This is a genomic window from Streptomyces sp. NPDC012794, from assembly GCF_042901085.1.
Taxonomy (GTDB): domain Bacteria; phylum Actinomycetota; class Actinomycetes; order Streptomycetales; family Streptomycetaceae; genus Streptomyces.
In genome coordinates this window covers 517,233-535,919 of record NZ_JBIBCI010000003.1, presented here as the reverse complement: position 1 = coordinate 535,919, position 18,687 = coordinate 517,233, and the positions used below count along the sequence as shown (strand labels likewise).

Genomic DNA, 18,687 nt, shown 5'->3' with positions numbered 1-18,687 from the left:
GACGCCGTCTCCGAGGTGAAACGGTCACCCGTCAGCTGCATACCGTCACCCGAGTCACCCGCGAAACGGATGATCACCCGGTCGACACGGCGGATTTCCTTGCCGGCTCCATGGGGCACAGCCGAGGTGCGCTGCTCTCCGATGGGCCCGCCGGCCCCGTCGGCCTGATCGGCCGGGCTACTGACCTGGCTGGTCACTGAACTGGACCTCCTTCGAGGCGTGGGCGCTCGTCCCCAAAACCAACCCTACGTCCGTGAGGTCGTCCGGCCCTGGGTCGCCCGCATTCTGGACCGCCCCTCGCGGGGCAGTCTGTCCGACAGACGTCGTGCACAACTCGAAATATTCCAAATCAACCGGCGGTCGCCGTGGCGCTCCGGAACGAGCGGCGCGCCTTACCTGACAGATTGTCAGTTAATCAAGACCTCAGGTAGGTGAGGACCGCCAGTACACGCCGGTGATCCCCGACACTCGGGGACAGCCCCAGCTTCATGAAGATATTGCTGACGTGCTTCTCCACGGCCCCGTCGCTGACGACGAGCTGCTTGGCCACAGCGGAATTCGTGCGTCCTTCAGCCATCAGGCCCAGTACCTCGCGTTCGCGCGGGGTCAGACCGGCGAGCACGTCCTGTTTCCGGCTGCGGCCGAGCAGCTGGGCCACCACTTCGGGGTCCAGGGCCGTTCCGCCCCGGGCGACGCGCACCACGGCGTCGAGGAACTCGCGCACCTCGGCGACGCGGTCCTTGAGCAGGTAGCCCACACCCGTGCTGGAACCGGCCAGCAGTTCGGTGGCGTACTGCTCCTCCACGTACTGCGACAGCACGAGCACGCCGATACCGGGGTAGTCGCGGCGCAGCCGTACGGCGGCCCGTACGCCCTCGTCGGTGTGCGTCGGCGGCATCCGCACGTCCGCCACCACCACGTCCGGCAGCGCGCCCTCGGCGGCCAGCTCCGCCACCGTCTTGATCAGGGCTTCCGCGTCCCCGACGCCGGCCACGACGTCATGCCCCCGGTCGGTCAGCAGCCGGGTCAGGCCCTCACGGAGCAGCACTGAGTCCTCGGCGATGACCACTCGCACCCTGTCTTCCACGTTCTCGCAGCTCCCGCGTGCACTCGTCCACCCACTTGGCAGAGCCAAGCATCCCAGCCGGACCCCCGGCCGGGGGCGGATCCCGGCCAATGGGGGAAGACATGGCCGAAAGCACCACCTGGCGGGGGCGTACGGGGGGTACGGGGCTGCGCTGGTCGAGCCGGCCGCGCCGGCGGGTGGGGCGCGGGGCCTCAGCTTCCGGTGGAACGCCACGGCAGCTCCGCCGTGACCACCGTGCCCTCCCCGACGGGCGAATCCACCACGAAGACCCCGTCCACCGCGTCCAGCCGCTCCGCGAGTCCCGCCAGCCCGCTTCCGCCGGAGGCATCCGCTCCGCCACGCCCGTCATCGGCCACCCGGATCAGCAGCCGCGTCCCCGACTTCCACACCTCGACGCTCGCGCCGCGCGCCCCCGCGTGCTTGCTGACGTTCTGCAGCAGCTCGGACACCGTGAAGTACGCGATCCCCTCGATCGCCGCCGCCGGCCGGGCCGGCAGGTCCACCTCCACCCGCACCGGCACCGCGCACCGCGAGGCCACCGACGACAGCGCCGCGTCCAGCCCCCGGTCCGTCAGCACCGCCGGGTGGATGCCCCGGGCCAGGTCCCGGAGCTCCTGGAGGGCGATCTTCACCTCGCCGTGGGCCTCGTCCACCATCCGGGCGGCGGCCTGCGGATCCTCGGTCAGCTTCTCCTTGGCCAGGCCGAGGTCCATGGCCAGGGCCACCAGCCGGGCCTGCGCCCCGTCGTGCAGGTCGCGTTCGATGCGCCGCAGGTCGGCGGCGGCGGTGTCCACGACCGCCCCTCGGTCGGACTCCAGCTCGCTGAGCCGGTCGTCGAGACGGGACCGGCCGAGCAGCCCGCTGACCAGCACCCGGTCGGCGGTGGTCAGGGCCCGCACCACCCACGGGGTGGCCAGCGTGAGGACCAGCCCGATGGCGGCGGTCGCGGCGATCGCCACGGGGGAGTCGAGGTAGAAGACGTACGTCTCGTTCTGGAACACCGCCAGCCCCGGCTGGTCGGTGAAGGCGGGGAAGACCCAGAACCACAGCGGGTACAGCAGCATGCTCCAGCCGGTGCTCCACAGCACGAGCGCCGTCGTGAAGGCGAACACCGCCCACGGCAGGTGGATCACCGAGTACAGCGCGTGCCGCCAGGCGCTGCCGCTCTTGAGCAGCGCCCCCATCCCGGCCAGCGGGCCGCTCCCCGCCGCCAGGACCGGCGCCGGGTCGGCGAGCGGCACGCGCAGCATCCCGCGCACCCGGGCCCGCTCGACCTGCCCGAAGCCCCGGCACATGGCCAGCACCCCGGCCAGCACCGGGACCCCGACGAACGTCACGAGCAGCCCGGCCCCGAGGGCCACTCCGGTGACGGCGAGCGTGAAGTACACGGTGCTGAGCGGCAGGCCGACGACCAGGTACGCGAGCTCGCGCCAGGTCTGCGCCGCCACCGGAGCCCGCAGTACCGCCCGGCCGCCGTCCTTGCCGTTGCCCATGATCCCGACCTGCCCTTCGACTCGTCCCTTGACCTCCCCCACCCTGCCGCCCGCCCCTCTGCCCGAACCATGCGGCGGGTCGGCGTCTCCCGAGGGGGGTTAACCCCACCCCCCACGGCCCGGCCCCAGGCCGGGGCGGAGCCCCGCGGGGACACCCCGGGCACGGCGCCGGGCACGGAAGAAGGCCGGGCAGGGGACACCGGCCCCCGCCCGGCCCCGGCTCCGCCCGTCGCGGCGGCCCGGCCCCCGGGAGGAACTACGGGCGGTCCCGCCACGGCAGCTCCGCCGTGACCACCGTCCCCGCCCCGTCGGGGGAGTCCACCGTGAACACCCCGTCCACGGCCCGCAGCCGTTCCGCCAGCCCCGCCAGCCCGCTTCCGCCGGAGGTACGGGCTCCGCCGCGCCCGTCGTCCGAGACCCGGAGCAGCAGCCGTGCCCCCGCCCGCCACACCTCGACGCTCGCGCCGCGCGCCCCCGCGTGCTTGCTGACGTTCTGCAGCAGCTCGGACACCGTGAAGTAGGCGATGCCCTCGATGGCCTCCGCAGGGCGCGCCGGCAGGTCCACGATCACCTTCACCGGCACCAGGCACCGCGAGGCCACCGACGACAGCGCCGCGTCCAGCCCCCGGTCCGTCAGCACCGCCGGGTGGATGCCCCGCGCGAGGTCCCGCAGCTCCTGGAGCGCCAGCTTCACCTCGCCGTGCGCCTCGTCGACCATCACCGCCGCGCCCTCCGGGTCCTCCAGCAGCTTCTCCTTGGCCAGGCCCAGACCCATCGCGAGGGCCACCAGCCGGGCCTGCGCCCCGTCGTGCAGGTCGCGTTCGATGCGCCGCAGGTCGGCGGCGGCTGTGTCCACGACCACCCCGCGCCCCGATTCCAGCTCGGCGATGCGCCGCTCCAGTTCGTCGGAGGGCGACAGCAGGCCCCGTACCATCGCGCGGTCCGCATTGGCCAGGACGCGCACCAGGTACGGCAGCACCGGCCACAGCACGAACAGCCCCGTCAGCGCGATACTGAAGGTCAGTACTCCCCACGGCAGCCGGACCAGTTCGTACAGCACGGTCCGCCAGCCCACCGGATCCTTGATCCCGGCCCACAGCCAGGCGAAGAACCCGCCTGCCCTCGCCGGCCCCGGCAGCGGGGTCGGCTCGTCCACCCGTACGCCCAGCAGGGCCCGCGCCCTGACGCGTTCGAGCTTTCCGAACTGCCGCGACCCGAGGAGACCGCATGCGAGCAACGGCAGCCCGATCGCGGTCACGGTCAGCCCGCCCGCCGTCGCAATCATGAAAACCGTGTAAACAAAACCGATCAACGCCACCGGCAGGTTGCTCAGCAGGTAGGCGATCTCCTTCCACGTGGCCGCGTCGAAGGCGGGGCGTACGGGAGGGGGAGCGGAAGCTTGATCGTTCGCGGTCATGCGGCTCAGCCTGCCAACTGAAGCCCCGCCCGCGCCATGGGGCAGCCATGCGCCAGTGAACGGGGGGTAACCCCACCCCGTGCGGCCCAGGCCCTAGACTCCCTGCCGTACCAGATCAACCCGATCGTCGACAGTGGCCGAGGAGCGAGGAACGGACGTGCCCGACCCAACGGTATCGACAGCAGCCGTGATCGCAGCGGACTACTTCCGGAGTTATTCGGTCGTCGGCCTGCTGGCGGTCCTCGGCGTGCTCTTCGTCGCCGTGGCCTTCGGCGCCGGCCGCCTGCTGCGGCCCGTGGTCCCGACCCCCGAGAAGCTGCTGACGTACGAATGCGGAGTGGACCCCGTGGGGGAGGGCTGGGCGCACACCCAGGTCCGTTACTACGTCTACGCCTTCCTCTACGTCATCTTCGCCGTCGACTCGATCTTCCTCTTCCCGTGGGCGACGGTGTTCGCCGCCGCCGGTTACGGCGCCACGACCCTGGTCGAGATGTTCATCTTCCTGGGCTTCCTGGCCGTCGGCCTGCTCTACGCGTACAAGAAGGGCGTCCTCGAATGGACGTGACACCGGCCGTCACCCCGGAGCCCCAGCCGCTTCCGGAACCGAAGAGGCTGGGAGTGCTCTCCCGCCTCGCCCCGGAGCCCATGAAGGTGGTCCTGAACTGGGGCCGCCGCTACAGCCTGTGGGTCTTCAACTTCGGCCTCGCCTGCTGCGCCATCGAGTTCATCGCCGCGTCGATGGCCCGGCACGACTTCATCCGCCTGGGTGTCATTCCGTTCGCGCCCGGCCCCCGTCAGGCCGACCTGATGATCGTCTCGGGCACGGTGACGGACAAGATGGCCCCGGCCGTCAGGCGCCTGTACGAGCAGATGCCCGAGCCGAAGTACGTCATCTCCTTCGGTGCCTGCTCCAACTGCGGCGGCCCCTACTGGGACTCGTACTCCGTCACCAAGGGCGTGGACCAGATCATTCCGGTCGACGTGTACGTGCCGGGCTGCCCGCCGCGCCCCGAGGCCCTCCTCCAGGGCATCCTCAAGCTCCAGGAGAAGATCGCCCGGGAGTCGCTCGCGGACCGTTACGCGGCAGCGCCCTCCGTCGCACAGCTCACCAGCGGCCTCGTCACGGCGCCGCCCGCACCGGGAGCCGGCGCGTGAACCTCTACGACTCCCTCCCCGAAGCGGCCGCCACGGTCTTCGGTGCCGAGGCCGTCGCCTCGTCCGCGTACGAGCTCCTCACCGTCGACGTGCCCGTCGGCTCCTGGATCTCCTCGCTGGAGATCGCCCGCGACAAGCTCGGCTGCACCTACTTCGACTGGCTGAGCGCGGTCGACGAGCCCGGTACGGGCTTCCGCGTCTGCGCGCACGTCGTCTCCCTGGAGAACCACCGGGTACGCCGCCTGCTGCTGCGGACGACCGTGCCGCACGCGGCGCCCTCCCTGCCCTCCGCCGTCGCGGTGTACGCGGGCGCGGCCTGGCACGAGCGGGAGACCTTCGAGATGTTCGGGGTCACCTTCACGGACCACCCGAACCTCGTCCACCTCCTGCTCCCCGAGAACTTCGAGGGGCACCCGCTGCGCAAGGACTTCGTCCTGGCGGCGCGCGTCGCCAAGGCGTGGCCCGGGGCCAAGGAGCCGGGCGAGGCCCACGACCCGGACGCGCCCAAGCGACGCCAGATGCTGCCGCCCGGCGTGCCGGACCCCAACGACTGGGGCCCCCTCAAGGGCCAGCTGCCGCCGGCCCCCGCCCGGCCCGCGCGCACCCCGCGCGCCGCCGGAGCCGGCCCCGCGCGCACGCCGCGCGAGGGCGCGCCGGTGCGCCGCACCCGCTCGGTGGCGGAGGGCTCGGCCACCCAGGCCGCGGCCACCCCGCCGACGCCCGAGGGGGCCGAGGCCGCGCAGACCCCGCGCCCGGTGCGGCGTACCCGCTCGGTGGCGGAGGGCTCCGCCAGCCAGACCCCGCCGTCGGCGCCCCAGGGGGCCGAGGCCGCGCAGACCCCGCGCCCGGTGCGGCGTACCCGCTCGGTGGCGGACGGCTCCGCCAGCCAGACCCCGCCGCCCGCGCCCGATGCTGCCGAAGCCCCGCAGACCCCGCGCCCGGCCACCCCGCCGGCGGCGAAACCCGGCTCGGACGCGCCCTGGCACAACCCGAAGCCCGCCTTCGAGGAGCCCCCGGCCGCCACCCCGCCGCGGCCGGACCCCGAAGCCGAACCCGGGCCCGAGACCAAGAACGAACCCGACACCAACGGAGGCGACGCGTGAACGACGTCCTCGACGTCGCCCTGCGACTGATCGTCGTCTTCGCCGCCTTCCTCGTGCTCCCGCTCGTCATCGGGCAGACCGAGCACAAGGTCATGGCGCACATGCAGGGCCGCCTCGGCCCCATGTACGCCGGCGGCTTCCACGGCTGGGCCCAGCTCGTCGCCGACGGCGTGAAATTCGCGCAGAAGGAGGACATCGTCCCGGCCAACGCCGACCGGCGGATCTTCCAGCTCGCCCCCGCCGTCGCGCTGCTGCCGTACCTCCTCGTCCTGATCGCCATCCCCATCGGCCCCGGCAACGGCGGGATCGGCCAGATCATCGACGCCGGCCTCTTCTACGTGCTCGCCGTCATGGGCGTCGGCGTACTCGGCAGCCTCATGGGCGGCTGGGCATCCGCCAACAAGTTCTCCCTGCTCGGCGGCCTGCGCACCGCGGCCCAGCTGCTCGCGTACGAACTGCCGATGCTGCTCGCCGCCGCCTCCGTCGCCATGGCCGCCGGGACCGTGTCCCTGCCCGGCATCGTCGGCGCCTTCGAGTGGTGGTGGCTGCCCTGGCAGATCGTCGGCGCGGTCGTCTTCTTCACCGCCGGCCTCGCCGAGCTCCAGCGGCCCCCGTTCGACATGCCCGTCGCCGACTCCGAGATCATCTTCGGCGCGTACACGGAGTACACCGGCCTGCGCTTCGCGCTGTTCCTGCTCGCCGAGTACGCCGGCATCGTCGTCCTGTGCGCCCTCACCACCGTCCTCTTCCTCGGCGGCTGGCACGGCCCCTTCGGCGGTGACGACCTCGGCTGGTTCTGGACCCTGCTCAAGACCGCCGTCCTCGCCTTCGTCGTCATCTGGCTCCGGGTGAGCTACCCCCGCCTGCGCGAGGACCAGCTCCAGAAGCTCGCCTGGACCGTATTCATCCCCCTCGCGCTCGCCCAGATCGCGCTCACCGGCATCGTGAAGGTGGCGATCCAGTAATGCCCCCGATTCCCGGATCCGGCCTCGCCAAGGGCCTGGCCGTCACCCTGCGCACCATGACCAAGCGCGCGCACACCGCCCAGTACCCCGACGTGCAGCCCGAGCTCCCGCCCCGCAGCCGCGGGGTCATCGGCCTGTTCGAGGAGAACTGCACCGTCTGCATGCTGTGCGCCCGGGAGTGCCCCGACTGGTGCATCTACATCGACTCCCACAAGGAGACGGTGCCGGCCGCCGCCCCCGGCGGCCGCGAGCGCAGCCGCAACGTCCTCGACCGCTTCGCCATCGACTTCTCCCTCTGCATGTACTGCGGCATCTGCATCGAGGTGTGCCCCTTCGACGCCCTCTTCTGGTCGCCGGAGTTCGAGTACGCGGAGACCGACATCCACGAGCTCACCCACGAGCGCGACAAGCTGCGCGAGTGGATGTGGACCGTGCCGGCCCCGCCCGCCCTGGACCCGGCGGCGGAGGAGCCCAAGGAGATCGCCGCCGCCCGCAAGGCCGTCGAGAAGGCCGAGGCAGCCGCGGCGGCCGCCGCCGCTGCCCGGGCCGCGGCGGCCCCGCCGGCCGACGGCACCCCCGACACCCCTGCGGGAGGCACCGCCTGATGTACCCCGCCCACCTCGCCGCGGCCGCGGGCGCCCCCGTGCCCGGCCCCGGTTTCCTCTCGCCGACCGGCGTCGAGATCGCCTTCCTCCTCGTCGGCCTCGGCACCCTCGGCGCGGCCGTCATCACGGTCACCACCAAGCAGCTCGTGCACGCCGCCCTCTGGCTGGTCGTCGCGCTCGGCGGGATCGCCGTCGAGTACCTGCTGCTGACCGCCGAGTTCATCGCCTGGGTCCAGGTCCTGATCTACCTCGGCTCCGTGGTCGTCCTCCTCCTCTTCGGACTGATGTTCACCAAGGCCCCCATCGGCCGCTCCCCGGACGCCGACTCCGGCAACCGCCGGGTCGCGCTCGGCGTCGCCGGCACCGCCGGGGCCGCGCTCGTCTGGGTGGTCGTCGACGCCTTCCGCACCACCTGGATCAACCTCGACGGACCCGCCCAGGGCTCCACCAAGGTCTCCGGAGAGATCCTCTTCCAGCACTGGGTGCTGCCCTTCGAGGCGCTCTCCGTCCTCCTCCTCGCCGCCCTGATCGGTGCCATCGTGCTCTCCCGGCGCACCACGCCCGCCGAGGACGCCGCCGATGCCGCCGACGCCGCCGCCCGCGCGGGCGGACAGGAGGAACAGCGCTGATGCACCTCGCCTACCCCGCGGTCCTCGCCGCCCTGCTCTTCGCCACCGGCCTCTACGGAGTCCTCGCCCGCCGCAACGCCATCCTCGTCCTGATGTCCGTCGAGCTGATGCTCAACGCCGTCAACCTCAACCTGGTGGCCTTCGACGTCTGGCTGCGCGACACCCTGCACGCCGGCCAGGCCCTCACCCTCTTCACGATCGCCATCGCCGCCGCCGAGATCGGCATCGGACTCGCCATCGTGCTGATGGTGTACCGCAACCGGGGCACCTCGGACGTCGACCGGCTGCGCGACACCGCCGAGGGCCACGAGCCCGGACGGCCCGATGACACCGCTGCCATCACTGCCCGGCCGGAGGTCGCCGCGTGAGCACCACGACCCTCGCGGTCCTCGTCCCCCTGCTCCCCTTCCTCGGCGCGGTCGCCGGCCTGCTCCTGGGCCGCACCGCACCCGGCTTCGTCAGGCCGCTCGCCGTCCTGCCGGCACTGGCCGCCGCCGTCCTCGCCGTACTCGTCGCCGTCCGCCACGGAGGCGGCCCGGCCATCGACACCGCGACCGAGCTCACCCCGACCGGCTCCGTGCCGATCGAGCTGTCGCTCCACCTGGACGGCTTCGCCGTCCTGGTCGCCGCCCTCGTCGGGGTCGTCGCCACCTGCGTACAGCTCTACTCGACGGCGTACCTCCGCGAGGACCCGCGCTACCCCTCCTACGCCGCTCTGGTCTCCCTCTTCACCTCCGCCATGCTGCTCGTCGTCTACTCCGGCGACCTGATGGTGCTGCTGGTCGGCTGGGAGATCATGGGCATCTGCTCGTACTTCCTCGTCGGCCACTACTGGGAGACCGAGGCGGCCCGCTCCGCCTCCCTCAAGGCCTTCCTCGTCACCAAGCTCGGCGACGTCCCCTTCCTCATCGGCCTGTTCGCGCTCGCCGCCGACGCCGGCTCCTTCCGGATCACCAAGATCCTCGGCACCGTCGCCGCGGGCGGGCTCGACCACCCGACGCTCATCGCGCTGCTCCTGCTCGCGGGCGTCGCCGGCAAGTCCGCGCAGTTCCCGCTGCACACCTGGCTCCCCGACGCCATGGCCGGCCCCACCCCGGTCTCCGCACTGATCCACGCCGCGACGATGGTCGCCGCCGGTGTCTACTTCATCGCCCGCCTCCTGCCGGTCTTCGCGGCCTCCCGGGCCGCACTGGTGGTCATGGCCGTCATGGCCGCCGTCACGATGATCGGCTCGGCCCTCGCCGCCCTCGCCCAGGACGACATCAAGCGCGTACTCGCCTACTCCACGGTCGGCCAGCTCGGCTACATGACCGGCGCCCTGGCCGTCGGCGACCGCGGCGCCGCCGTCTTCCACCTCCTGTCCCACGGCGCCTTCAAGGCGCTCCTCTTCCTCGGCGCGGGCGTCATCATCCACGCCGCCGGGACGAACTCCCTGGCCGCCATGTCCCGTACGGACGGCCTGGCCAAGCGCATCCCCGACGCCTTCTGGACGATGACGATCGCGCTGCTCGCGCTCGCCGCCATCCCGCCCTTCGCAGGCTTCTTCTCCAAGGAAGCCGTCCTCGTCGCCGCCGAGCACACCGCCGGCGGACACTCCGACCTCGCTCCCGGCGCGGCCGGCTGGATCGTCCTCGCCGCGGGCGTACTGACCGCCCTGCTCACCGCCGCCTACGCCACCCGCCTGTGGCTGATGGCCTTCCGCGGCCGTGGCGCGGCCGCCCCCGACCACGGCAGGGAACCCGTCGCCATGACCGGCGTGCTGTGGCTGCTGGCCGTCCCCTCGGTCGCCTTCGGCCTCGCCGCCGGCCCCCTCGCCGACTGGTTGGACGGCGTGGAACTCACCCCGTCCGTCACCACCTCGGTCCTCGGCACGGGCGCCGCCCTCATCGGCGTGGTGCTCACCTACGGGCTCTGGCAGCGGGCCGTCGCACGCGCCGCCGCCGGGATCCGCAACGGAGCCGCCGTACCCGCGTCCGTCGCCGCCGCCGCATCCGCCGCCGAGACCCCCGAGGTGGCCGAGGTGACCCACGACCACCCCGCCGTCCCGGCCGCCCCCGCCGCCGACCCCGGCCGGGCCCTCCTCGGCCCGCTGCACCGCCACGCCGCCGACGGCTTCCACCTCGACGCCGTCTACGACCGGCTCTTCGTCCGCCCCACCCGGGCGGCCGCAGGCCTGGTCCGCTTCCTGGACCGCGAGGTCGTCGACACGTACGTCCGCGGCGCGGGCGCCGGCCCCCGGCTGCTCGGCGGCCTCGTACGCCGGGCCCAGACCGGCAACGTACAGAGCTACCTGAGCGCCCTGCTCGCCGGCGCCGTGGTCCTGGCCATCGCCACCGCCGTCCTCGCCAACGTCAACGCCGGATCGTGAGCCGAGAGTCAGCCGTGATCGATATCAGCCCGTCCGTGATGCAGTTCCTTCTGGCGTTCGTCGTGGCCGCACCGCTCCTCGGCGCGGTCGCGGCCCTCCTGCCGGCCCCGCCCGGACTCAAGGGCAAGAGCCCCGGACAAGCCGTGCTCCGCCACGGCGTCACCGTCACCGGGGTCATCCTCGCCGCGGCCGTCGCCCTCACCCTGGGCTTCGACCACGACAACCCGTCCCGCTTCCAGGCGACGACGGACATCAGCTGGATCCAGGCGCTGAACATCCGGATCCACCTCGGCATCGACGGCATCTCGCTCCCCCTCCTCCTGATGACCGCGCTGCTGTTCTTCCTCTGCGCGGTGTACAGCTACTTCAAGCTCCCCGAAGGCCCCTCCCCGAAGGCCTTCGTCGCACTGCTCCTCGTACTCGAGTCCGGCACCCTCGCGACCTTCGCCGTACTCGACCTGATGCTCTTCTTCCTCGCCTTCGAGATGGTCCTCATCCCGATGTACTTCCTCATCGCCCGCTGGGGCGGTGCTCAGCGGCGGGCAGCCGCCTGGAAGTTCATCCTCTACACCCTCCTCGGCTCCGTGGTCATGCTGCTCGGGCTGCTGCTGATCGGCCTGAACAGCGGCACTTTCGACATGGTGGCACTCGCCTCTGACAACGGGCGCGGACTGAGCCGCACCACCCAGCTCCTGGCCGTACTCGCCATCGGCACCGGCCTCGCGGTGAAGACCCCGATGTGGCCGCTGCACTCCTGGCTGCCCGACGCCCACACCGCCGCGCCCACCGTCGGCTCCGTGCTGCTCGCCGGCGTCATGCTGAAGATGGGCACCTACGGGTTCGTCCGCATCCTGCTGCCCGTCACCCCCGACGGAATGCACACCTTCGCGCCCTACCTCGGCGCCTTCGCCGCCGTCGGCATCGTCTACGGATCCCTCGCCTGCCTCGCGCTGACCCGCAGGAACGGCAAGGGCGACCTCAAGCGCCTCATCGCGTACTCCTCCGTCGGACACATGGGCTTCGTCCTCCTCGGCATCGCGACCATGACCCCCACCGGAGTCAACGGCGCGCTCTTCGCCAACATCGCCCACGGCCTGATCACCGGCCTCCTCTTCTTCCTCGTCGGCGCCCTCAAGGACCGCTACGGCAGCAGCGACCTCGACACCCTCGCCGGAGCCACCGGCGCCGCCCTCTACGGCCGCGCCCCCCGCCTCGGCGCGCTCCTCGCCTTCGCCGCCGTCGCCTCCCTCGGCCTGCCCGGCCTGGCCGGCTTCTGGGGCGAGATGCTGGCCCTCTTCGGCGCCTTCGACCCGGCCGAGGGCCTCTCCCGCCCGGCCTTCCTCACCTACACGGCCGTCGGCGCGTTCGGCACCCTGCTCACCGCCGCCTACCTGCTGATCGTCGTACGGCGCGTCTGCATGGGCGACCCGAAGACCGCCCCCGGGACCGCCCTCGCCGACGTACAGCGCCACGAGTTCGCCGCCTGGACCCCGCTCGTCGCCCTCACCGTCCTCGCCGGCCTGTGGCCGGCCCTCCTCCTCGGCCTCACCGACCCGGCCGTACAGAAGCTCCTCGCAGGAGGCAACGCATGACGGCCATGACGGCCACGACGGTCCTCGCCGCCGACACCCCCAGCCTCGTCCAGTCCGTCGACTGGCTCGCGATCTCGCCCGTGGTCATCGCCGCCGCCGTCGCCCTGCTCGTCCTGGTCGCCGACCTCTTCATGCCGGAGGCCCGCAAGCCGGTCCTCGGCTGGATCTCCGTGGCCGGCCTGGCCGCCGCCACCGCCGTCCTGCTCCCGCTGCGCGCCGGTGACCGCAGCACCTTCTGCCTCACCACCGACCCGGTCGCGTGCAGCTACACCGCCGACCATTTCACGCTCGTCGTGCAGTTCCTGGTGCTGGCCGGAGCCCTGGTCACCGCGCTGATGTCGGTCACCGCCGTCCGCGACGCCCGCACCCCGGCCGGCGAGTACTGGTTCCTGCTGCTGGCCTCCGCCGCCGGCGCCGCCCTGATGCCCGCCTCCCGCGACCTCGCCACCCTGATCGTCGCCCTCGAAGTGGCCTCGCTGCCCGCGTTCGCCCTCGTCGGCATGCGCCGCGGCGACCGGCTCTCCTCCGAGGCCGCCCTCAAGTTCTTCCTGTCCTCGGTCACCGCCACCGCCGTCTCCCTGATGGGCGTCAGCTTCGTCTACGCCACCACCGGCTCCCTGCACCTCTCGCAGGTCGCGGGCCGGCTGGAAGAGGTGCCCGGCCAGCTCGACACCCTCGCCATGGCGGGCGTCGCGCTCACCCTCGTCGGCTTCGCCTTCAAGACCGCCGCCGTACCCTTCCACTTCTGGGTCCCCGACACCTACGTCGGCGCCCCGCTGCCCGTCGCGGCGTACCTCTCGGTGATCGGCAAGGCCGTCGGCTTCACCGGCCTCATCCTCGTCACGGTGATCGCCTTCCCCGCGTACTCGGACATCTGGGGTCCGGCGCTGGCCGTGCTGGCCGCGCTCACCATGACCCTCGGCAACGCCGCCGCCCTGCGCCAGTCCGCCGACCGAGCCCACGGCGCCGTACGCCTCCTGGCCTGGTCCTCCGTAGGCCAGGCCGGCTACCTGCTGGTCCCGATCGCCGCGGCCGCGTACACCGACCGCGACCAGATCGGCTCCACCGTCGCCTACGCCCTGATGTACGCGGCCGTGAACCTCGGCGCCTTCGCCGTGGCCGCCCTGGTGGCCCGGACGAAGCCGCTGCACCGGATCAGCGACTACCGCGGCCTGTACGCCGAGCGGCCCGCCGCCGCCCTCTCCATGGCCTTCTTCCTGCTCTGCCTGGCCGGCCTGCCGCCGGGCATCATCGGCCTCTTCGCCAAGGTCGCCGTCTTCCGGTCGGCCGTCGACGCCGGCCTGGGCTGGCTGGCCGTGGTCATGGCGGTCAACGTCGTCGTCGCCCTGTACTACTACCTGCGCTGGACCGCGCTCCTGTTCCGCACCGCCGAGCCCGCCGAGGGCGCACCCCCCGCCCGTACGAAGGCCCCCTGGCCCGTCGCGGCCGCGATCGCCCTCACCGCCGCCACCGCCCTGGTCCTCTCGGGCGCCCCGCAGCTCGTCCTGCGCTTCGCCTCCGGCACCCTCTTCCCGCTGTAGCCCGCCCCGACGTACGCGCTCACCCGTACGGAGTAACGCCCGCCGCCGCCCCCCGGCCCGTGCCGCCGGGGCGGCGGCCCCGTCGTGCCCTGGGAACCACACGCCGCCACCTCGCGTTGACCAGGAAGGGAGGGTCCACTGGACCGAAGTCCCGCAGATCCACGACGGGCTCCCCTGCCGCACCACTTGGAGGGCGTACCGTGCACCGCCGACACAACGGGCTGAAGACCGCCGTACTCCTCGGCGGGCTGTCCGCGCTCATCATCGTCATCGGAAGCCTCTTCGGGCGGGGCGGCCTGATCGTCGCCGTCCTCGTCGCCCTGGGGACGAACGCCTACGCGTACTGGAACAGCGACAAGCTGGCTCTACGCGCGATGCGCGCCCGCCCCGTCAGCGAGTTCGAGGCCCCCGCGCTCTACCGCATGGTGCGCGAGCTCTCCACGTCCGCGCGCCAGCCCATGCCCCGCCTCTACATCTCCCCGACCGAGGCCCCCAACGCCTTCGCGACGGGCCGCAACCCGCGCAACGCCGCGGTCTGCTGCACCGAGGGCATCCTGCGCATACTCGACGAGCGCGAGCTGCGCGGGGTGATCGGGCACGAGCTGAGCCACGTGTACAACCGCGACATCCTGATCTCCTCGGTCGCCGGAGCCCTAGCCTCCGTGATCATGTTCCTGGTGAACTTCGCCTGGTTGATCCCGATGGGCCGTTCCAACGACGACGAGGGCCCGGGCCTCTTCGGCATGCTGCTCATCATGATCCTCGGCCCGCTGGCCGCCTCCGTGATCCAGCTGGCCATCAGCCGCTCGCGCGAGTACGAGGCCGATGCCTCGGGAGCCCAGCTCACCGGCGACCCGCTCGCCCTGGCCAGCGCCCTGCGCAAGCTCGACGCCGGCACCAAGCGGCTCCCCCTGCCCCCCGAGCCCCGCCTGGAGACGGCGAGCCACATGATGATCGCCAACCCCTTCCGCCCCGGCCAGGGGCTGTCCAGGATGTTCTCGACACACCCTCCGATGGCCGAGCGCATCGCCCGGCTCGAACAGATGGCAGGCCACAGCCGATGAAAACCATCCTGAACGCCATCTGGCTCATACTCAGCGGGATCTGGCTCTTCGTCGGATACTGCGTGGCGGGCCTGATCCTCTGCGTCACCGTCATCGGCATCCCCTTCGGGATCGCCGCGTTCCGCATCGCCGTCTACGCCCTCTGGCCCTTCGGCTACACCACGGTCGAACGCCGCGACGCGGGCGCGCCCTCCTGCGTCGGCAACGTCCTGTGGCTGGTCCTGGCCGGCTGGTGGCTGGCCATCGGCCACGTCGTCACCGGCATCGCGCTCTGCGTCACGATCATCGGCATCCCGTTCGGCATCGCCAACTTCAAGATGGTCCCGCTCTCCCTGCTCCCCCTGGGCCGTGAAATCGTCCCCACGGACGCCCCGTTCGCCACGCGGTGACGGCGGGCACGCGCTTCGCCCTGTGGGGCGAGAACGAGGACCGGTACGAGGAGCGGCTGTGGGCGCTGTGCGAGGAGGCGGAGAACCTCTTCGCCGAACCGCCCGCCCCCGTACGGCGGCGCTACGAGCTGCGCGGGTTCACCGCGGAGACGGAACTCCCGGCCGCGCTGGGATTCCTCGTACTGACGCCGCTCCAGGATCGCGGCGGCACCCCCGCCCGGGAGTGGTACCTGGAGGACGCGCGCGTCCTCGCCACCCGGCCCGGCGGCGCGTCGCGGACGCACGTCACCATCGAGGCCGTCCGCTCCGACCACCAGCCGCCCCACCCCGCCGGGGCGCCCCTGGCCGCCGGCTTCAGCCTGTCCGACCACCAGGACCGGATCCTGGGCCACTTCCGTGAGCTCGCCGAGGTGCTGCCCGTCGAGGAGCCGCCGCCGCACTCCGTACGGCTCCTCGGGTGCACCCTGCACGGGCCGCTGCGCGAGGTCCTGGAAGGCAGGGACGAACGGCCGCTCGGGTACCGGCGCCTGGACGCCCTGGACGCCCGCGGAGAGGTCCTCGCCCCGGCGGGGAACCCGCACGTCGTCGACTGCCGGCCGTCGTCGCGGACACCGGACCGCTACGACCTGACCGTGCACATGGAGCCCCAGCCGCCCGTGGTCGCCGAGATCTGGCCCCTGTGGAGCGAAGGCCGCCCGGCCGTCCCCAGCCTGTGGGCGCGGTTCGACGGCGAGGGGCGGGCCCGCTGGCTGGACCCGGCGCTGGAGCACCGCGACGGCCCGGACCGGCCGGCCGGAAGCACCCACCACCTCGACGGGAGGCACGTCACCGACGTGGAGGGCTTCTTCTGCGCCCTCGGCGAGGCGGTCAACGGGCCGGGCGGATACTTCGGGCGCTGCCTGAACGGCGTCGCGGACGCCCTGGGCGGCGGCTTCGGAGCCACCCGGCCCTTCACCCTGGTCTGGCACGACCACGAGGTGGCCCGCCGCTGCCTGGGTCCACAGCCCCTGACGGGACGCCCCGCCACCTTCCACGAGCTCCTCGGCTTCCTCCGGGAGGAGGGCGTCGAGGTCGTCCTGGCCTGAGTTGTCCACAGGCCGGGGCGGCTGTCAGTGGAGTGCGGCACCATGAACACATGAACGAGACCGAGCAGTTGCTGAAGCAAGCCGCCGGCCGCGCGGGCACCGCCGCGCGCGAATACGGGACCACCCGGAGCGCGGCCCGGACCCCGGCGGGGACGGGCAGGGCCGGGCCCGTGAGAGGAGCCGGCCCGCCGCCCCCGCTCATACCCCAGACCTGAACCGTCCGCGTACTCCGTAGACCAGCACGCCCAGCGCCAGCACCGCCGCGCCCGAAACCGCCGACGTGAGCGGCAGCGTGCAGGCCAGCACCACACAGCCGGACAGCCCGACCGCCGCCACGGCCCGGTCCTTGACACCTGAACCGAGAGTCCACGCAGAGGCGTTCGCGATCGCGTAGTAGACCAGCACTCCGAAGGAGGAGAAGCCGATCGCGCCCCGCAGATCGGCGGTCGCCGCGAGCACCGCCACGACCGCACCCACCGCCAGCTCCGCGCGGTGCGGCACCTGATGCCGGGGGTGTACGGCCGCCAGCGCGCGCGGCAGATGACCGTCCCGGGCCATCGCCAGAGCCGTGCGCGACACCCCGAGCACGAGGGCCAGCAGAGAGCCCAGCGCGGCCAGCGCCGCGCCCGCCCGGACGACGGGGGACAGTCCGGGCCGGCCGGCCGCGCCCACCGCGTCGGCCAGCGGTGCCGCCGACGCCGCCAGGCCGTGACTGCCGAGCACCGACAGGGCCGCCATCGCCACGGCGGCGTACACGAGCAGGGCGATCCCCAGCGCGAGCGGCACCGCGCGCGGGATCGTGCGCCGCGGATCACGCACCTCCTCGCCCAGAGTGGTGATCCGGGCGTAGCCCGCGAAGGCGAAGAACAGCAGGCCCGCGCCCTGCAACAGCCCGGCGACACCACCCCAGTCCCCGCCTGCCAGAGCACCGGAATCCGCCGCTCCGGAGGTCAGGCACACCACGACGACCCCGGCCAGCACCGCCAGCACCGCTGCCACGATCAGCCGCGCGATCCGGGCGGACTTCTGCACCCCGCCGTAGCTCGCCGCGGTCAGCGCCACCACCGCCGCGACGGCCACGGCGTGCTGCCGCCCGGGCCACGCGTACGCCCCGACGGTCAGCGCCATCGCCGCGCAGGAGGCCGTCTTGCCGACGACGAAGGCCCAGCCGGCCAGGTACCCCCAGAAGGGGCCGAGCCGCTCGCGGCCGTAGACGTACGTCCCGCCCGAGGCCGGATACCGGGCGGCCAGCAACGCCGAGGAGCGGGCGTTGCAGTACGCCACCAGGGCCGCCACTGCGAGGGCGGCGAGGAGACCCCCGCCTGCCGCGCGTGCCGCCGGCCCGAGGGCGGCGAAGATCCCGGCGCCGACCATGGCGCCCAGTCCGACGACGACGGCGTCGGACACCCCCAGGCTGCGCTTCAGCTCGTTGTCCACGGGCGGAGGTTAGCGGGGCAGGGTGACGGGACCGGGTCCAGGGCCCGGCCGCGGGACACACCTCGCGCGCTCCCGGCCCGGCGCCCATGACGAAGGGCACAACGCGGGCGGCCGCCGGCCTGCCCGGCGATCCGCCCCCGTTGTGCCCCACGGGTCCGCCTCAGAGGCGCGCCCGCGCCTCAGCGGTGGGTCAGCGGTAGTTCACGAACTGGATCGCGAAGTCCAGGTCCTTGCCCTTGAGGAGGGCCTGGACGGCCTGGAGGTCGTCACGGCTCTTGGAGCTGACGCGCAGCTCGTCGCCCTGGACCTGGGCCTTGACGCCCTTGGGGCCCTCGTCACGGATGATCTTCGCGACCTTCTTGGCGTTCTCCTGGGAGATGCCCTCCTCGATCGTCGCGAAGATCTTGTACTCCTTGCCGGACAGCTGCGGCTCGCCGGCGTCCAGCGCCTTCAGCGAGATACCGCGCTTGACCAGCTTGGTCTCGAACACGTCGAGGACCGCCTTGACGCGCTCCTCGGAGTTCGCCTCCATGAGGATCTTCTCGCCGGACCAGGCGATGGTGGCGCCGGTGCCCTTGAAGTCGTAGCGCTGCGAGAGTTCCTTGGCGGCCTGGTTGAGGGCGTTGTCGACCTCCTGCCGCTCGACCTTCGAGACGATGTCGAAACTGGAGTCGGCCATGTGCTGTGGCTCCTTGAAGTCGGCTGCGGTGTGCCCCGGAGGGCCGCGGCCGGACATCCCCGGACCGCTCCGCAAAGC

At 72.7% G+C, this 18,687-nt stretch carries 18 protein-coding genes and 1 pseudogene; 13 read left to right on the top strand and 6 right to left on the bottom strand.

The genetic code is table 11. From position 1 onward, the window contains the following. From ACFY7H_RS08630 to ACFY7H_RS08615, 4 genes and pseudogenes are all read right to left on the bottom strand, one after another. Positions 1–197 (bottom strand): annotated as a pseudogene (locus tag ACFY7H_RS08630) (2-oxoglutarate ferredoxin oxidoreductase subunit alpha); the annotation flags it as partial. A 218-nt stretch (positions 198–415) separates the two neighbouring features. After that, positions 416–1,075 (bottom strand): LuxR C-terminal-related transcriptional regulator, encoded by a 660-nt coding sequence (locus ACFY7H_RS08625; protein WP_388935031.1) that lies wholly within the window; start codon positions 1,073–1,075, stop codon positions 416–418. 203 nt (positions 1,076–1,278) lie between these two features. Beyond that, positions 1,279–2,580 carry a sensor histidine kinase gene (locus ACFY7H_RS08620; protein ID WP_388934961.1) on the bottom strand — a complete coding sequence of 434 codons (1,302 nt, stop codon included), beginning with the start codon at positions 2,578–2,580 and terminating at the stop codon, positions 1,279–1,281. A gap of 256 nt (positions 2,581–2,836) precedes the next feature. Continuing rightward, positions 2,837–3,997 carry a sensor histidine kinase gene (locus tag ACFY7H_RS08615; RefSeq protein WP_388934959.1) on the bottom strand — a complete coding sequence of 387 codons (1,161 nt, stop codon included), beginning with the start codon at positions 3,995–3,997 and terminating at the stop codon, positions 2,837–2,839. Between the two features lie 157 nt (positions 3,998–4,154). Between ACFY7H_RS08615 and ACFY7H_RS08610 the strand changes: the two genes are divergently transcribed. The 13 genes from ACFY7H_RS08610 to ACFY7H_RS08550 all read left to right on the top strand — a co-directional run bounded on the left by ACFY7H_RS08610 (position 4,155) and on the right by ACFY7H_RS08550 (position 16,493). Further along, positions 4,155–4,562, top strand: a complete 408-nt coding sequence (locus ACFY7H_RS08610; RefSeq protein ID WP_388934956.1) for an NADH-quinone oxidoreductase subunit A — start codon at positions 4,155–4,157, stop codon at positions 4,560–4,562. Further along, complete coding sequence (locus tag ACFY7H_RS08605; protein WP_388934953.1) at positions 4,553–5,152, top strand: NADH-quinone oxidoreductase subunit B; 600 nt, start codon at positions 4,553–4,555, stop codon at positions 5,150–5,152. Before ACFY7H_RS08610 ends, ACFY7H_RS08605 begins: the two co-directional genes overlap by 10 nt. Next, positions 5,149–6,255: an NADH-quinone oxidoreductase subunit C gene (locus ACFY7H_RS08600; protein WP_388934949.1), complete on the top strand. Its 1,107-nt coding sequence runs from the start codon at positions 5,149–5,151 to the stop codon at positions 6,253–6,255. The genes ACFY7H_RS08605 and ACFY7H_RS08600 overlap by 4 nt, the downstream gene beginning before the upstream one ends. After that, positions 6,252–7,220, top strand: a complete 969-nt coding sequence (locus tag ACFY7H_RS08595) for an NADH-quinone oxidoreductase subunit H (RefSeq protein ID WP_388934946.1) — start codon at positions 6,252–6,254, stop codon at positions 7,218–7,220. Before ACFY7H_RS08600 ends, ACFY7H_RS08595 begins: the two co-directional genes overlap by 4 nt. Then, positions 7,220–7,825 (top strand): NuoI/complex I 23 kDa subunit family protein, encoded by a 606-nt coding sequence (locus ACFY7H_RS08590; RefSeq protein ID WP_388934943.1) that lies wholly within the window; start codon positions 7,220–7,222, stop codon positions 7,823–7,825. Before ACFY7H_RS08595 ends, ACFY7H_RS08590 begins: the two co-directional genes overlap by 1 nt. Next, complete coding sequence (locus ACFY7H_RS08585) at positions 7,825–8,454, top strand: NADH-quinone oxidoreductase subunit J (protein ID WP_388934940.1); 630 nt, start codon at positions 7,825–7,827, stop codon at positions 8,452–8,454. The genes ACFY7H_RS08590 and ACFY7H_RS08585 overlap by 1 nt, the downstream gene beginning before the upstream one ends. Then, entirely contained in the window at positions 8,454–8,822 is a 369-nt protein-coding gene (gene nuoK / locus ACFY7H_RS08580; protein ID WP_388934937.1) for an NADH-quinone oxidoreductase subunit NuoK, read from the top strand. Before ACFY7H_RS08585 ends, nuoK begins: the two co-directional genes overlap by 1 nt. After that, positions 8,819–10,822 (top strand): NADH-quinone oxidoreductase subunit L, encoded by a 2,004-nt coding sequence (locus ACFY7H_RS08575; protein WP_388934934.1) that lies wholly within the window; start codon positions 8,819–8,821, stop codon positions 10,820–10,822. Before nuoK ends, ACFY7H_RS08575 begins: the two co-directional genes overlap by 4 nt. Before the next feature lie 38 nt (positions 10,823–10,860). After that, positions 10,861–12,414 carry a NuoM family protein gene (locus ACFY7H_RS08570; protein WP_388935028.1) on the top strand — a complete coding sequence of 518 codons (1,554 nt, stop codon included), beginning with the start codon at positions 10,861–10,863 and terminating at the stop codon, positions 12,412–12,414. Next, positions 12,411–13,955 carry an NADH-quinone oxidoreductase subunit N gene (locus ACFY7H_RS08565; RefSeq protein WP_388934931.1) on the top strand — a complete coding sequence of 515 codons (1,545 nt, stop codon included), beginning with the start codon at positions 12,411–12,413 and terminating at the stop codon, positions 13,953–13,955. The genes ACFY7H_RS08570 and ACFY7H_RS08565 overlap by 4 nt, the downstream gene beginning before the upstream one ends. A gap of 200 nt (positions 13,956–14,155) precedes the next feature. Next, positions 14,156–15,019 carry a zinc metalloprotease HtpX gene (htpX, locus tag ACFY7H_RS08560; protein WP_388934928.1) on the top strand — a complete coding sequence of 288 codons (864 nt, stop codon included), beginning with the start codon at positions 14,156–14,158 and terminating at the stop codon, positions 15,017–15,019. After that, a complete protein-coding gene (locus ACFY7H_RS08555) occupies positions 15,016–15,408 on the top strand; it encodes a YccF domain-containing protein (RefSeq protein WP_388934925.1) in 393 nt (130 codons plus the stop codon). Before htpX ends, ACFY7H_RS08555 begins: the two co-directional genes overlap by 4 nt. Further along, complete coding sequence (locus ACFY7H_RS08550) at positions 15,405–16,493, top strand: hypothetical protein (protein WP_388934922.1); 1,089 nt, start codon at positions 15,405–15,407, stop codon at positions 16,491–16,493. The genes ACFY7H_RS08555 and ACFY7H_RS08550 overlap by 4 nt, the downstream gene beginning before the upstream one ends. 198 nt (positions 16,494–16,691) lie before the next feature. On the opposite strand, the gene ACFY7H_RS08545 is transcribed toward ACFY7H_RS08550, so the two are convergent. Together ACFY7H_RS08545 and ACFY7H_RS08540 are read right to left on the bottom strand one after the other, a co-directional pair. After that, positions 16,692–17,930 carry an APC family permease gene (locus tag ACFY7H_RS08545; protein WP_388934919.1) on the bottom strand — a complete coding sequence of 413 codons (1,239 nt, stop codon included), beginning with the start codon at positions 17,928–17,930 and terminating at the stop codon, positions 16,692–16,694. 190 nt (positions 17,931–18,120) lie between these two features. Continuing rightward, entirely contained in the window at positions 18,121–18,609 is a 489-nt protein-coding gene (locus tag ACFY7H_RS08540) for a YajQ family cyclic di-GMP-binding protein (RefSeq protein ID WP_030030284.1), read from the bottom strand. Positions 18,610–18,687: the final 78 nt, after the last annotated feature.

Bases quoted from the DNA above. Each gene is read 5' to 3' on its own strand.
- ACFY7H_RS08620 (WP_388934961.1), bottom strand. From the start codon at position 2,580: ATGGGCAACGGCAAGGACGGCGGCCGGGCGGTACTGCGGGCTCCGGTG.
- ACFY7H_RS08615 (WP_388934959.1), bottom strand. From the start codon at position 3,997: ATGACCGCGAACGATCAAGCTTCCGCTCCCCCTCCCGTACGCCCCGCC.
- ACFY7H_RS08605 (WP_388934953.1), top strand. From the start codon at position 4,553: ATGGACGTGACACCGGCCGTCACCCCGGAGCCCCAGCCGCTTCCGGAA.
- ACFY7H_RS08590 (WP_388934943.1), top strand. From the start codon at position 7,220: ATGCCCCCGATTCCCGGATCCGGCCTCGCCAAGGGCCTGGCCGTCACC.
- ACFY7H_RS08585 (WP_388934940.1), top strand. From the start codon at position 7,825: ATGTACCCCGCCCACCTCGCCGCGGCCGCGGGCGCCCCCGTGCCCGGC.
- nuoK (WP_388934937.1), top strand. From the start codon at position 8,454: ATGCACCTCGCCTACCCCGCGGTCCTCGCCGCCCTGCTCTTCGCCACC.
- ACFY7H_RS08570 (WP_388935028.1), top strand. From the start codon at position 10,861: ATGCAGTTCCTTCTGGCGTTCGTCGTGGCCGCACCGCTCCTCGGCGCG.
- ACFY7H_RS08565 (WP_388934931.1), top strand. From the start codon at position 12,411: ATGACGGCCATGACGGCCACGACGGTCCTCGCCGCCGACACCCCCAGC.
- ACFY7H_RS08555 (WP_388934925.1), top strand. From the start codon at position 15,016: ATGAAAACCATCCTGAACGCCATCTGGCTCATACTCAGCGGGATCTGG.
- ACFY7H_RS08540 (WP_030030284.1), bottom strand. From the start codon at position 18,609: ATGGCCGACTCCAGTTTCGACATCGTCTCGAAGGTCGAGCGGCAGGAG.